General features: G+C 69.4%; 10 protein-coding genes and 1 pseudogene. 5 read left to right on the top strand and 6 right to left on the bottom strand.

What is annotated here, in order from left to right; genetic code table 11:
* Nucleotides 1-91 precede the first annotated feature (91 nt).
* The 3 genes from PV350_RS19945 to PV350_RS19935 all read right to left on the bottom strand — a co-directional run bounded on the left by PV350_RS19945 (nucleotide 92) and on the right by PV350_RS19935 (nucleotide 2,672).
* Nucleotides 92-661, bottom strand: a complete 570-nt coding sequence (locus PV350_RS19945) for a GNAT family N-acetyltransferase (protein ID WP_500335151.1) — start codon at nucleotides 659-661, stop codon at nucleotides 92-94.
* 367 nt (nucleotides 662-1,028) lie between these two features.
* Nucleotides 1,029-2,306 (bottom strand): MFS transporter, encoded by a 1,278-nt coding sequence (locus tag PV350_RS19940; RefSeq protein ID WP_500335157.1) that lies wholly within the window; start codon nucleotides 2,304-2,306, stop codon nucleotides 1,029-1,031.
* 153 nt (nucleotides 2,307-2,459) lie between these two features.
* Nucleotides 2,460-2,672, bottom strand: coding sequence for an MbtH family protein (locus tag PV350_RS19935; protein ID WP_499516398.1), 213 nt, complete (start codon nucleotides 2,670-2,672; stop codon nucleotides 2,460-2,462).
* Between the two features lie 517 nt (nucleotides 2,673-3,189).
* Here PV350_RS19935 and PV350_RS19930 point away from each other — a divergent pair.
* On the top strand, nucleotides 3,190-3,930 hold the full coding sequence (locus PV350_RS19930) for a thioesterase II family protein (RefSeq protein ID WP_500335148.1): 741 nt from the start codon (nucleotides 3,190-3,192) through the stop codon (nucleotides 3,928-3,930).
* 34 nt (nucleotides 3,931-3,964) lie between these two features.
* Here the strand turns inward: PV350_RS19930 and PV350_RS19925 are convergent, their stop codons facing one another.
* The gene (locus PV350_RS19925) at nucleotides 3,965-4,762 is read right to left on the bottom strand and encodes an MBL fold metallo-hydrolase (protein ID WP_500335147.1); all 798 of its coding nucleotides are present in this window, start codon (nucleotides 4,760-4,762) and stop codon (nucleotides 3,965-3,967) included.
* A gap of 96 nt (nucleotides 4,763-4,858) precedes the next feature.
* Between PV350_RS19925 and PV350_RS19920 the strand changes: the two genes are divergently transcribed.
* Both PV350_RS19920 and PV350_RS19915 read left to right on the top strand, forming a co-directional pair.
* The gene (locus PV350_RS19920; protein WP_500335145.1) at nucleotides 4,859-5,467 is read left to right on the top strand and encodes an ABATE domain-containing protein; all 609 of its coding nucleotides are present in this window, start codon (nucleotides 4,859-4,861) and stop codon (nucleotides 5,465-5,467) included.
* Nucleotides 5,468-5,587: 120 nt separating this feature from the next.
* On the top strand, nucleotides 5,588-5,818 hold the full coding sequence (locus tag PV350_RS19915) for a hypothetical protein (protein WP_499516394.1): 231 nt from the start codon (nucleotides 5,588-5,590) through the stop codon (nucleotides 5,816-5,818).
* Here the strand turns inward: PV350_RS19915 and PV350_RS19910 are convergent.
* Nucleotides 5,781-5,963: pseudogene (locus PV350_RS19910) on the bottom strand (hypothetical protein); the annotation flags it as partial. The gene PV350_RS19915 and the pseudogene PV350_RS19910 sit on opposite strands and share 38 nt — an antisense overlap.
* 543 nt (nucleotides 5,964-6,506) lie before the next feature.
* A complete protein-coding gene (locus PV350_RS19905; protein WP_500335143.1) occupies nucleotides 6,507-11,156 on the bottom strand; it encodes a family 78 glycoside hydrolase catalytic domain in 4,650 nt (1,549 codons plus the stop codon).
* 619 nt (nucleotides 11,157-11,775) lie between these two features.
* On the opposite strand from PV350_RS19905, the gene PV350_RS19900 reads away from it, so the two are divergent.
* Nucleotides 11,776-12,297 carry an NUDIX hydrolase gene (locus tag PV350_RS19900; RefSeq protein ID WP_499516392.1) on the top strand — a complete coding sequence of 174 codons (522 nt, stop codon included), beginning with the start codon at nucleotides 11,776-11,778 and terminating at the stop codon, nucleotides 12,295-12,297.
* Between the two features lie 574 nt (nucleotides 12,298-12,871).
* Entirely contained in the window at nucleotides 12,872-13,471 is a 600-nt protein-coding gene (locus PV350_RS19895; protein ID WP_500335142.1) for a hypothetical protein, read from the top strand.
* Nucleotides 13,472-13,650 lie beyond the last annotated feature (179 nt).

Genomic DNA, 13,650 nt, shown 5'->3' with positions numbered 1-13,650 from the left:
CCGGTCTACACGATCCCGGAACGTGCAACCTCCCTGGGCGGGCGGCGGCGGCCAGGGCCGGCGAAGGTTGCCCGACTTGGTGCAGCCGGACTCAGACCGGCGTGGAGAAGCGGCGGCAGACGTGGACCCGGGCGAACTCGCCCCGCAGTCGCTCTTCGTCGGCGAGCGTGGCGTGCAGGAACAGTGCGATGGGCCGCAGGCCTCCTCGGGCCGCCTCGATCGCGTGGCCGGGTTCATCGGACGAGGTGTAGTGGTTGGCGTAGACGTGCAGGTAGTGGTCGCTCTCGGCGAAGCCCATCGCCCGATACCAGGCCAGGGTGTCCGCGTCGTCGCGCGTCCAGGCGTCCAGCGTGGAAGCCCCGGCGGCCCGGGCCCGCAAGCGGGTCTTCTCCAGCAGTCGGCGGCCGATGCCGCGGTGCTGGTGGTCGGGGTGGACTGCGAGGGTGTCGATGGTGGCCAGGTCGCCCTCAACGCTGGTGTCCATGATCCCGACGAGGCGGTCGTGCTCGTCGACCGCGACCAGGTCCAGGCCCCGGGCCGACGTGCCGGGCCTGGCCCGGAGGACGTCGTCGAAGTAGGCGGTGGTCAAGAAGGCCAGCACCCGGCAGTGCAGCCAAGCGGGCTCATCGGCGGGCGTGTACTCGCGGACGGTGTAGTTCACGGTCGTGATCCTCTGCAGGCGTGGTGGTGTGCGGACGGCGGCTGCAGAGGCGAGAAATCATGCCGCAGATCCTGGACGACCCCGCGGACGGTCGGCAAGCGAGTTTCCCGCTCCCGCGGACCCGGCATGCGAAACGCCAGGTCAACGGCATCCGTCCTGCGCGGCAGCACCGCCTCCGGCAGCAGCACATGGGTCGTCGCGCGGGCAGGGCACCGCGTACGGCGGGGCCTCAACGTCAGCCCCGCACCGAACCGGTCCCGGGTCCTACGAGGCCGCGCATGATCGACGGCCCCGCTCCTGCGGCCCTCAGCCCACCCCATCCGGCACTGCGTCGCCGCCACCCGCTCGGGGCGGGAGCGTCGTCGCGTCACGGGAGATGCGGATCCACGTTCACCAGCGGGGCCGGCGCGCCGGCGGTCTCATCAACTGCGGCATCGACGCGGGAGCCGAAAAGAAACGCGCCGGCCAGGCACAACAGTACCGCTCCGGCAAGGAAGGAAGCCCGGGGGCCGATGCCGTAGTAGACCAGCCCTGTCAGCAGGACCCCCAAGGCGCCCGCACCCACGTTGACCATCTGAAAGGTCATGCTGACCCGGCCCAGCAGACCGGCCGGAACCTGTGTCTGGCGAAGTGAAGCCGCAGTGACGTTCCACACCAGGCTCACCGCTCCGTACCAGGCGACGAACAGCACCGCTGCCGTGGCCGATCCGGCCAGGCCGATGCCGGCGCAGATGCCCCCCATGATCAGTGAGCCGATCCACAGCACGCGGACCGGACCGATCCGGGTCCCCAGGTAGGACGCAAGCGGCACACCGGCGATCCCACCGACCGCGAACGCCGCCACCAGCAGGGCATAGCCGGAGCTTCCCATTTCCAGTGTTTGCCGCGCGTACAGGACCAGAACGGACATCAGGCCGGCCACCACGAGATTGACCAGCGCGGACATGGCCCACACACGACGCAGCAGACCGTGCCGCCACAACCAGCGGAGACCGTGCAGAGCGTCCTCACGTAGTGACCGCCGTGCGTCAGGGGTGTCGCCGGACGCGGCCGGACGACCACCCGGCATCAGCAGAATGAGCCCTGCAGAGCACATGAATGACAAGGTGTCGATTACGAGCGGCACTGCCGGTGTGATCTCGAAAAGGACGGCTCCCACCGGGGCGCCCACCAAGCTCCCGGCAATCAGCCAGCTGGCCTGGAGGCGTCCGTTGGCCTTGGTCAGCGATTCAGGGGCGACCAGGGAGGGCACGAGGCCGGACCAAGCGCCACTGTAGAGCGTGTGGCCGCAGCCCAGGAGAAAGGCGACCCCGGCCAGCATGGGGATCGACAGGCCGTGGAACACCGTGAGAAGCGCGACACCGGCCATGATCGCTGCCCGTGCCATGTCGACGAGCCACAGGACACGACGACGCTCAAGCCTGTCCGCGAGGACACCGGACACCAGGCTGACCAGAAGCCACGGAAGCTGTCCCGCGAAGGCCACCAGCGCGACCTGCCGGGCGTCGTCAGTGAGGTCGGCGGTGAGCAGAGGAAGGGCGACCTGCCGCATGCCGTCACCCAGACTGGAGACGGTCACCGAGGCCCAGACGGCGTGGAACTGCCGGGGCAGTTGCGGGCGGGTGTTTCGCCTTGGAGAGCGCATAGAAGGTTTCAGTAGATCAGCGGACCCGGACATGAGGGGCTCGTGGAGCGGGACCGCGATGCGGCCGACGGCCTGCGCCGAGAGCGCTGGATCGCGCCCGGCAAGGTTTCGCTGCGGCTGACGCGACCGAGCCCCTGTTGTCTCGGATACGACTCAGTTGCCGTCCATGGCGTCAACAAGGCTCTTCGGCCGCATGTCGGTCCACGCCTGCTCGATGTAGTCCAGGCAGTCCTGCCGAGGAGCCTCGCCGAACGCGGTCTCCCAGCCGTCGGGGACCTCGACGAATACCGGCCACAGCGAGTACTGCCGCTCCGCGTTGACCAACACGAGGTACTGGGCGTCCTGGTCCTCGAACGGGTTCGTCATGACCATTTCCTTGTTCTCTGGTACTGGGTACTGCTCGAGGGAGGTCGCGCTCACGCGACGGCCGGATAGCAATTGAAGCTCCATGGTTGGTTCATCTTTTCACCAAATGCAACACTCCGGTGAGCGCAAGATCATCGGCAGGTTTACTGCGCCCCAACCTTTGGGGCGCTCACCGGTGCTCAGGTCTCACGTTGTGACATGACGGAACGCCAGGTGACAGGCCGCACCGCACTTCGATCCCACCCGGAACGACGTGCTAGCCTTCACCGGCTTCCGACGTGAGATCTGGCGGCAGGACTGATCCGCACACTCCGCAGGAACGGCTGGCCAAGGAAATCCGGCGCCGCACCAGGGGTACTCACCACCTTCCTCAAACCACCGCGCATCAGCCGGCCGGTGCCGTCCTGACGTAGCAGAGTGGCGGAAGGACCGAAGCCCGACGCTGACAACAGAGAAGAGAAGAGACGTGATGCACCGCCCGGCCAGTGGGACGTCGCTTCACCCCTGGTTCCGACAGGTGCGGAACTGCCGCGCCCCACGCCTGCGGCTCATCTGCTTCCCGCACGCGGGAGGATCGGCCGGCTTCTTCCGTTCCTGGGCCGGACTCGTTCCCGACGATGTCGAACTGCTGGCCGTCAGATACCCGGGGCGGGAGGACCGCTTTGCCGAACCGCCGGCCCAGCGCATGGAGGAGCTCGCCGAGCCGATCGCTCAGGCATGTGCGAAGCTCGCCGGCAGTCCGCTGGTCCTCTTCGGCCACAGCATGGGCGCTTCCGTGGCATTCGAAGTCGCGGCACGCCTGGCGGCGGCTCCCGTCGCGACCGGACTCGAGGCATTGTTCGTCTCGGGTCGGCCCGGTCCCGAGAAGATGCGCTCCCGGAATCTCGCCGACGCGAGCGACGAGGAACTGGTCGAGGAACTGGTCGCCATAAGCGGCACCAATGCGGAGGTGCTCGCCAACCCGGAGCTCCGGGAGCTGTTCCTTCCGGTGATCCGGGGCGACTACCGCCTCCTCGACGCCTACGAGGCCACGGTCCCGCCGCCGACTCTGGCCGTTCCAGTCGTCGCCTACTACGGCGACCAGGACGAGCACGTCGACGAGGACGCGGTGAACGCCTGGTCCGCAGTGACCCGGTCGGGCTTCGCCACACGCTCCTTCCCCGGCGGGCACTTCTACCTCGAACAGCACGCGGCACCCCTGGTCGCCGACCTGTTCGCCCGCCTCGACACGAACGCACCGCACCCGGACCAGGGCTGACGCGCCGGACATGCACGAGGGCCTCGTCCACGGTTCAGGCTGAGGAACGCTGCGCCCAGTCCTGGTCCAGGCGGTCGGCCAGACCCGCGGCGGCAAAGGCGGCCTCCAGGTCCTCGCGGCCCTCGGTGAAGTGGGCCCAGCTGTCGTGGTGGACCGGGACGACACGGCGGGCGTCGAGGATCCGGGTGGCCTCGGCGGCCTGCGCGCTGTCCAGGACGATCAGGTTGCCGTCGAAGAGCACGGGAAAACGAGGTGCACCGGCGAACAGGATGGCGGTGTCCACCGGGGCGAAGCGCTCGGCGATCTCCTTGACGGCGTCGAGGGATGCGTTGTCGCCGCTGACGTAGACCGTGGGAAGGCCCTCTCCGGTCAGGACGAAACCGACGACCTGGCCGGTGAAGGGCTCGACCTCCCCGCGCGGGCCGGGGCCGTGGATGGCGGGAACACCGGTGACGGTGACGGTGCCGCCGCCCGGGCGCTCCAACTCGACCGTCTCCCAGTCGGCCAAGCCCTTGGCCTTCTGCCCGAGGCGCTCGCCTCCGCCGGGGGTGGTCAGGGTGAGGGGGACGTCGGCGAGCAGAGCACGGCCGGAGGTGTCCAGGTTGTCGGGGTGCTCGTCGTGGGAGAGCAGGACCACGTCGACGGGGCCGACATCGGCGGGGGTGCCGGTGGAGGGGGCGGTCTTGGTCAGGACCGGGCGGCCGGGCCGGCCGTAGTCGCCGGGGCCGTCGAACGTCGGGTCGGTCAAGAACCGCAGGCCGCCGTACTCGAACAAGGCGGTCGGGCCGCCGTACGTGCGGACCGGGAACTGATCGGCGTTGAGCTCGGACATCACGTCTTCCTCATTCCTCACGCAAAAGATCCGCGTTTAACGTGACACCAGGCTAGGCAGGGCTCACGGAAAAAAGCAACCGCTACCATGAGAAGCATGGACGACACCCTGGCCACCGACACAGCGCGGACCGCCCTGCCCCCAGCTCCGGGTGCCGGCCAGCACCGCTCCCTGGACTTCGCCAACACCGCCGCGACCCTGCCCGCGGGCCAGAGCTACGACCTGCTCGCCACCCCCGGATCCGCCATGCACTGGCTCGTCGCCCACGACCTGACCACCCCGGACGTGCAGTTGTACGAGGTGTGCGCACAGCGGATGCGCGCGCTTCGCGCACACGTACGCGCCCTGTTCGCCGCCCGCGTCACCGGCACCACGCCGCCCGAAGACTCCCTGAGCGCGGTGAACGAGGCACTCACGGCTGTACCCACCGCACCCCTCCTCGCCTGGGACGGGGCTCAGGGACTGCGCCGCATCCAGGCACACCCCACCGACCAGGCCGTCAACCACGCACTGGCGACCCTCGCCGCCGACGCCGCCGACCTGCTCACCGGTCCCGACGCCGGCATCCTCGCCACCTGTGGCTCCGCCCCCTGCGACCGGTTCCTCATGCGTACCCACGGCCGGCGCCACTGGTGCTCCATCCGCTGCGGCGACCGCGCCCGTGCAGCCCGCGCCTACGCCCGGCGCAACGGCGCCTCGGGCTGACGCGCCGCCCAGAACCCCACCCCGGGCTCGTGCCGGCCCCTCATGCCGCCCCCGCGCAACCCGACGGATCACGCGTTCGTCCGCACTGATGAGCCCAACCCACACCACCAAGAGGCGGCCATGTCGCACCCCGCGGAACCACTCGTCGAATACTGCTTCATCATCACCTTCAGCCATCGTGACCAGGATCTGATGACCTTCTCCGGCACCTACACACCCGCGCCTGGAATGACCAGGCACGACGTCTACACCACCATCCATGCCGATCACGTGCGGCAGTTGCCCTCACACGTGCAGAGCAGCTTCTACCAGGTCACCTTCTTCTCCCTGGAGCGCAACCAGCTGACTTGACATCCTCCCCGTCCCAAAGGACGGGGATTCCTGGCTCACGTTGGCTGGGGACCGGCGGTCCGCCAGCGCTTACACGATCGGCACCAGCCGGGTTGAGACCAGCCCGGACCAGCATCACGCGGGCGGAGTTCCTGACCCTGGGGCTGGGCGGGATCGCCCAGCCCCAGGGTCACCGCACGCCAACGCACCCGCGTCGCCGCGAGAAGGACGTCCGATGGGCCGGCCACCCGCGGCCGGTCGAGCTGAGCGTGGGCGGGCGCATCATGGCTGCGCGTCACAGGCTTGGTTATCGACCGTCGTCATGAGTGCCACCGAGGACGCGGCCATCGCCACACCCAGCGCGTTCCGGAACGGGGCCGCGCCTCTGGCGGGCACCCTCGCACCCGGTGCGACAGCGACGAAGACCGACGACGCGGTGATCGACCGCAGGCACGGCCGGAAGATCCTCGTCGTCGTACGACGTGCCGGCAGCGTGGCGGCACCCGAGTTCATCGGCAGTATCCGCGGACAGGCCCCAGGCGAGAGGCGGCACGGCCGGCGGGGTATCGCGACACCGATCAACCGTCCAGGGCCGCGGGGCCCCAGCGCACAGGCAAGGGCGTGCCAGATGGCCTTGCCCTTGCCGCGGGTCGTGTGCCTGAGCACCCCGTCACGGGGTGCTCAGGCACACGAGGTGTCGTCGGCTACATCAGTCGACTGGCATCACCCACACGTCGGCGATCGAGGGGTCGTAGTCGGCGCCGGTGTCCTGGAAGCGGAGCCGCACGGTGCCGTCCGACGTGCCGGCGGAGGGGTCGACCACGAACTGGTGGGTGATGGTGCCCTGGCCGCCCTCGCTTCGCCTCAGGTCGACGCTGTGCACCACCTGGCCGTCGACCTGGACGTCATAGGTCTTGCGCCGAGCGCCGTCGAAGGTCTCGACGATGCGGACCACGAAGCGGCCCGTGGTCGGTACGGCGGCGTCGAACTCCATCCAGCCACCCGGGTAGGAGGAGTGGGTGTAGCGCCGTGTCAGCCCGGCCTCGATGTTCGTCCCCGAGTGCTCCGACGCCGTCAGCCGGTGGGCGGACTCCGACGGCCCGTCACCGAGGTCGACGTGGTCGCTCGACTGCGCGGGTGGGGTGGGCAGCGAGACCGCGATCGTGCCGGTCGCCTGCTCCGCCGGCGTGGAGCCGGTCGCCACGGTGACCGTGGCCGCCTGGCCGACGACGGTGAGCGGCACCGTCACGACGGCTTGGACCGTCTTCTTCTCCCCCGGGTTCAGTTGGTAGGCGACCGGGTTCGGGGTCGGCCAGCCCTCGGGGAGGGCGAGCGTGAGCTTGCCGGACTGCACCACATCGGTGCGGTTGGTCAGCACGGTGGCGACGGTGGCCTCCTGGCCCGGGCCGGCCGGGTCAGGCGTGGTGGACACACCGTCGATGGCGACGCCGGGGGCGACCGGCAGGCCCGCCGACACCGGTAGCGTCGCCGTTCCTCCCGCGTACTGGTAGGACACCGAGCCGGTGAGGTCGGCCATGGACGCCTGCGCGTTGGTCGCCACGGTGACGTCGTAGGCGTGCTTGACCGTACTGCCCGCGCCTGTGGTGGACGCGTGCCGGCCCACGGGCTTCACCGTCCAGCCGCTGGGCGCCTGCAGAGATGAATCGACGCCGGTCAGTGGCCGCTTGCCGGTGTTCTTCAACGCCACGGTCACGCGGACGACATCGCCCGGGAGGATCTCGTCGGCCGGCACCTCCAGCGTGGCGACTGCGCCGACCAGGCGCGACGATGCCCGCGAGAGGGTCCGTTCGATACCGGTCAGTGCATCACGCAGCGCCGTGGCCGCCGTCTTGTCGATGGTGCCCTGATCGGCGTACGTCTGCGTCCATCGGTCGAGGTCCGCCACGCCGGCGAGCGCACGGTGCACCGCGGCGGCGGTCAGCCGCTCGTCCGCGCCCTCACTCTGCAGGCGCCAGGCGGCTGCGAGTTCGGTCCGCATCAGGGCGGTGCGCACCTGCAGGTGACCCTTGGCGATCTTGCCGGCGCCACGCACCTGCAGCGCGTCGACGTCGTCGGAGAACGACGCTGCTTGCTCCCGGGCCGCCCCCAGGTCCCCGAGCACCGGGTCGACCGCGAACGCATAGTGCCCCGAGCCGACCTCCAGCACCACGTCCCCGTCGGCCTGCTCGACGTATCTCACGTCGTCGACGTCACTGATCGGCGTGCCGCCCTCGGTGACCGCCCAGCGGTTCGCCGCCGGGATGCGCACCTCGGCGGTGGTGTTCGCCGGCACGGTGACGTCGAGCTTCATCGTCCCGCTGGTCGTGCTCCACGCGCTGCGCACCGTGCCGTACGGCGTCTGGTGGCTGAAGTCGACGTGGTCGATGCCCTCACCGGGCTCGGGGGCGATGAGCACCTTGCGGTAGCCCGGCTCGGCCGCCGAGACACCCGCCATGGTGCGGTACATCCACTCGCCGACCGCGCCGTACGCGTAGTGGTTGAACGAGTTCATCCCCACGTCGTTGAAGGTGCCGTCGGGGTTGATGGAGTTCCACCGTTCCCAGACGGTGGTCGCGCCCTTCCCGATCTCGTAGCCCCAGGACGGGTAGTCCTTGTGCTGCAGCAGCCGGTAGGCGATGTCGGAGCGGCCCGCCTGGGTGAGTGCCGGCAGCAGTCCGTCGACGCCGAGGAAGCCGGTCGACAGGTGGTAGTCGCGGCGCTCGAGGGTCTTGACGAACTTGGCGACGATCGCGTCACGCCGGTCGGCGGGGGCGAGGTCGTTGGTCAGCGTCAGGATGTACGAGGTCTGGCTGTCGCCCTTCACGGTGCCGTCGGCGCCGATGAACGCCGACTGGTACGCCGACCTGATCGCCTCGTAGCGCTGCTGGTACGCCGCCGCGTCGCCGTCCCGGCCGATGGCGGCCGCCATCTGCGCGAACTCGCGGGTGCTCTTGGCGACGAACGCGGTGTCGAGTACGTCGGCCGGGGTCGCGTCGTCGAGGTTGAGCCAGTCGAGATAGCCGCCGGCGGAACGGATGTGGCCGGTGGAGTCGGCGTCGAGGAAGTCGACGTAGCCCTTCATCATGTCGTAGTTCTCGCGGATGACGTCGGTGTCGCCGTACGCCTGCCACACCGTCCACGGCACGTGCACGCCGGAGTCCATCCAGCCGGCCGACTCGTAGCCGCCGTCGAAGCGGCCGGGGACCACGGGGGCGACGCCAGGCAGGGAACCGTTGGGCCGCTGGGTGTCCCGCAGGTCCTGCAGCCACTTGGTCAGGAAGGACTGTGCGTCCATGTTGTAGACGGCGGTGCGGGCGAAGACGTTGATGTCGCCGGTCCAGCCCATCCGCTCGTCGCGCGCCGGGGTGTCCGTGGGAATCGACAGGAAGTTGCCGCGCATGCCCCAGACGATGTTGCTCTGCAGCTGGTCGACCAGGTCGGAGTTGGTGTCGAGGCTGCTGGTGAGGTCGCCGTCGGTGCCGACGACGACACCGGTCAGGTCCTTGGCCGCGGGGGCCTCGTCGACGCCGGATATCTCGACGTACCGGAAGCCGTGGAAGGTGAACGACGGCTCGAAGGTCTCCGGCTGGTCGGTGGCGAAGGTGTAGTGGTCGGTCGCCTTCGCGGTGCGCAGGTTCGCGGTGTAGAGCGTGCCGTCGGGGTTGAGCACCTCGCCGTGCCGGATCTTCACCGTCCGGCCCGGCTGGCCCTTGAGGGTGAGGCGTACGTGGCCGACCATGTTCTGCCCGAGGTCGTAGAGGTAGACGCCGGCGGTCGGCGAGGCGATCCGCTTCGCGGTCCTGAGCTCCTGGGTGACCCGTACGTCGACCGCGGTCTGTGGCTCGAGTACGTTCACCGGCTCGTCGCGGACGTCCGCCGTGGCCCAGTGCGCGTCGTCGAAGCCCGGCTTGTCCCAGCCGCCCACCTGCTTCGCCACCCGCGCGTCGTAGGACTCGCCGTCGAGCAGGTCGGCCTCGCGGGTCGGACCGCCGGTGGTGGTCCAGGTGCCGTCGGTACGGACGGTGGTGCTGGTGCCGTCGGTGAACTCGACCAGCATCTCGGCGATCACCGAGTTGTCCTTGCCGTAGACGTCGGTGCCGAACATGGCGACCTTGCCGCTGTACCAGCCCGGTGCGACCTCGGCGCCGAGCACGTTGGCGCCGGCGCGGACCTGCCGGGTCACGTCGTAGGTCTGGTAGTCGATGCGTTTGTCGTACGCCGTCAGGCCGGGTGCGAGTTCGGCGCTGCCCACCCGGGCGCCGTTGAGCCGCAGTTCGTACACGCCGCGTGCCGATGCGTAGACGCGTGCCCGGGCGACCTTCTTACCGCCGAGATCGAACTCCTTGCGCAGCAGCGGGACAGGCTCGTCGCGGCGCAGCCAGGCTTCCCCGCCCGCGCTGTCGACGCGCAGGCCGCCGTCGGTCACGGTGCCGGACGCGAAGGTGCGGTCGCCCGCAGGGAAGGCGGTGTCGACCAGGACGGTTCCGTCGTCGCTGGTGACCGTGACGTCGCGGACCAGACCGCGCTCCGTGCCGCTGGTGCGGAAGCCCATCGTGCCGGGGCCGCCGAACGTCGCATCGGTGCGCTGGTCCAGCTGCTTGCCGTCGACGGTGGTGGTGATCGTGGCGCCGTCGACGGCGATCGCGTAGTCGTGCTCGGCGGCGAAGTCGAAGCCGGCCGGGAACGGTGTCGCCTTGAGGACCGAGTAGTTGCTGTTGCGCTTGACGTGCGGGCGCAGCGCGTCATCGGCGTCGCTGATCTGCCACATATAGGCGTTCTCGGTGTCCTGACCGCGGAAGTAGACGCCAAGTGCCCCGTTGATGTCGGAGGCGGTGAACTTGATCGTGTAGTCGGTCCACTTGGCACCCAGCGCCGGTGTGTCCGCACCGATCCACGCGGCGGTCCACGGCCGGTCGCCCAGTGCGGTGCCGAACGTGGCGGGCGCGCTCCATTTGGAGGCGATGCCCCGGTCGTCCCATACGCGGACGGACCAGACGTAGTCGGTGTGCGGCTGCAGCGCGGGGCCGCCGTAGCGGACGCCGACCGACTGACGGGAGGAGACCTTGCCGCTGTCCCAGACATCGGGATTGCCGAGGCGGTCGGCCGAAGTGGCGACGTGTATCTCGTAGGCCCGCTGCGTGACGCCGCGGCGCTCGGAGCCGAGCTGCCAGCCGAGGGTAGGGGCCGCCAACGGGATACCGAGCGGGTCGTCAAGGGCGTTGACCGTCAAATCGCCGACGCTCGTTGCAGCGGCGGCGGAGGCGGTGGAGGCGGTGGGTGGACTCGCTGCCGTCGCCGTCGCGGGTGCCGCCACGACGAAGACTGATGCAGCGACCACCGCGGTGATCTGCTGACGCACGGGTGCTCCTCAAGAAGGGTACTGAAACGCTTCAATCACACCCTGGCGGCCAACACCCCCCATGGCAACGGGTTGGACAGATTTGATGGGACAGATTCGAGGGATCAATGAATCGGTTTAAGCCGATGAGGCCATCGCGTCCACGTGGCAGCGGGCTGGCCCGGTGGCCCGGCCTGCGAGCCCGTCGCCCACGCCGAGGCGGGTCCACGAGGCCTTGCCGTCGGGGAGGCAGCCCGGTCCGGACGGGCTCGTTCGCGGGCGTTGATGTGCACCACCGCGCACGGCACAGCACTTGGCAGGCCCGCCCTGGAAACCCGGCGGGCCGACCGGCCACTCGGGGTGCGGCAGGCTTCCACCTCACCCGGCCGACCGGCCCGGGCTCAGCGCCAGAACCTGGATGCGCGCCGCGAACTGCCCGGCGCCCGGGCGTGCCTTGAGGCAGTGGACGAGGTTGTGGCGATGCGGCCCGGCCGGGTCTGCCAGCCGGCAAGTCATTGAGAATTGAGACAGGGGCGTGATCCTTCGTTCGGTGGGGTGGGGCCGGTCTGAGTGCTCGAAGACTGTGTGACGGTCCGGTCATTCCGAGCGGGTGTCAGTGGGTTGTGCGATCCTCCGCGTCGTGGATGAACTCGTGGAACGCGTCGACGCTCAGGACCGTGTGCTGGGGGTGGTCAGTCGGCGGGACGCCGTTCGGGAGGGCTGGCTGCACCGGGTTGGCGTGGTGGTGTGCCGCGATGGGCAAGGCCGTTTTCTCGTGCATCGGCGGGCCGAGCACCTGTCCCGTTTCCCAGGGCACTATGAACTCGGAATCGGGGGTGCTGCGGGAGTCGGCGAGTCCTATGAGCAGGCAGCTGCCCGCGAGCTCAGCGAGGAGCTGGGAGTGCGGGCGACAGCGCACTTTCGGTTCAAGTTCCTCAACCGGGGCGGGCTCAGCCCTCACTGGCTTGCGGTCTGTGACGCCGTGCTTCCGCAGATCGTCGCCCCTGATCCGGCAGAGGTGGCCTGGCACGGGTGGCTGACCGAGTCCGAGCTGCGGCGCGCTCTGCAGCAGTGGACCTTCACCCCTGATAGCCAGGCGGTTCTCGATCGATATCTCGCTGGTCGTGCTGCCCCGGCTTCTGCGCAGGAACGGTGGTCATGAGCTGGGTCAGTGGGAGCCCGACCGATATTCGCTGTGAACTGTAGCCACCGGTTGGCCAGTTGATGCTCGGCGACAGTGGGGGACTTGCCCCACGGGATCGGGGCCATGACGGCGAACTAAACCCGTCTGATGCCACATAAGGCAGACGTACCGGGTGAACACGGGTGACAGCCATCGCCTGCAGCCTGGTACGCGGAGGGAAAATGCAGCACCGGCACCTCCGGGCCGACAAGGGGCGACCATTCCCGCACCGGCAAGGGGCTTCGACGGCGCCCGGTGGGGCGCTGACGCCGCTGCGCTGTCAGTCCCCCGCACTAGACTCACCGCGCGTGGCTCCCCCTGCGAACCGCGCTGCCGCGGAAGACGACGCATCCCTGAACAGGCTGCATGCCCCGATCGTGAGGAGCAGGAGGCTTCTGGGATCTTGTCCGGGGGTGGCGACGTCACACGACGCGCCTGCCACTTACGCTACGTGACGCGTAGTCACCACCGGGGCAGTCGACAGACCGCGGCCCAGCCGCGAGCAGCAGGCTGCCGAACTCCCGGTGGGGCTATACGAAGAAAGGGAAAGACTGTGAACACCAGCAAGGTTACGGCCCGGCGTCTGACGGCCGAGGAGGTCTCGGAACTGGGCCTCAAGGACGAGGTCTTCGTCTCGGCAGCCATGGATGATCTCCCCCTCGGCTGCTACGCGCCGGCATCCCTCACGAAGTCGGGCAAGAATTTCGAGGGCGGATCCTTCACCGCGAGGACGGTCTTCGGCGAGGAAGTCCACATCCTCCCCGACGACGCGGAGCAGCCTGGGATATGGGTTGCCGACGAGGCCGGAGAGGAAATCGAGGTCCTGGCCAGTGCCGGCGTCCTGCTGAACCTCGCCCTCTTCGTGCCCGGCGGCAACACCGCGTCCCTCGAGTCGCTCTACGCCGCCGCACGGGAGGCGTTCGGCGCGGGAATCGTCCAGCGCTGGAACGAGGAAGTCGTCGCGGTGCCGGACGTCAAGGTCGACCTGTTCGAAGAGCCGGCCCGCGGGCGCAAGGGTACGACCGGCCAGAACCGGGACCGCCGCGCCCTGGACATCTACCCCACCCGGGTGCGGTTCATGGAAGCCAGCGCCGGCTGGAAGTTCGTCCTCGAACTCCACCAGGAACACGTCGACGAGACACCGACGATCTGAACCGGCGACGGCCCACCCCGGACGCCGGCGGCACCACGCCCCCTCCACGCCGGAGGGGGCCCCGCCGCGCCCAACCCGGTTTCAGACGGGACCAGGCTGCCCTCCCGGCCCGCGCGGGGAACAGGGGACGTGCCGTGTGGGGCGGCCCGGACGACCGGGCCGCCCCAGGGCTCAGGGGG

Origin of the sequence: Streptomyces sp. PA03-6a (assembly GCF_033792765.1) — a bacterium.
Taxonomy (GTDB): Bacteria; Actinomycetota; Actinomycetes; order Streptomycetales; family Streptomycetaceae; genus Actinacidiphila.
The sequence above is the reverse complement of the archived record's forward strand: the minus strand, read 5'-3'. Positions and strand labels throughout refer to the sequence as shown.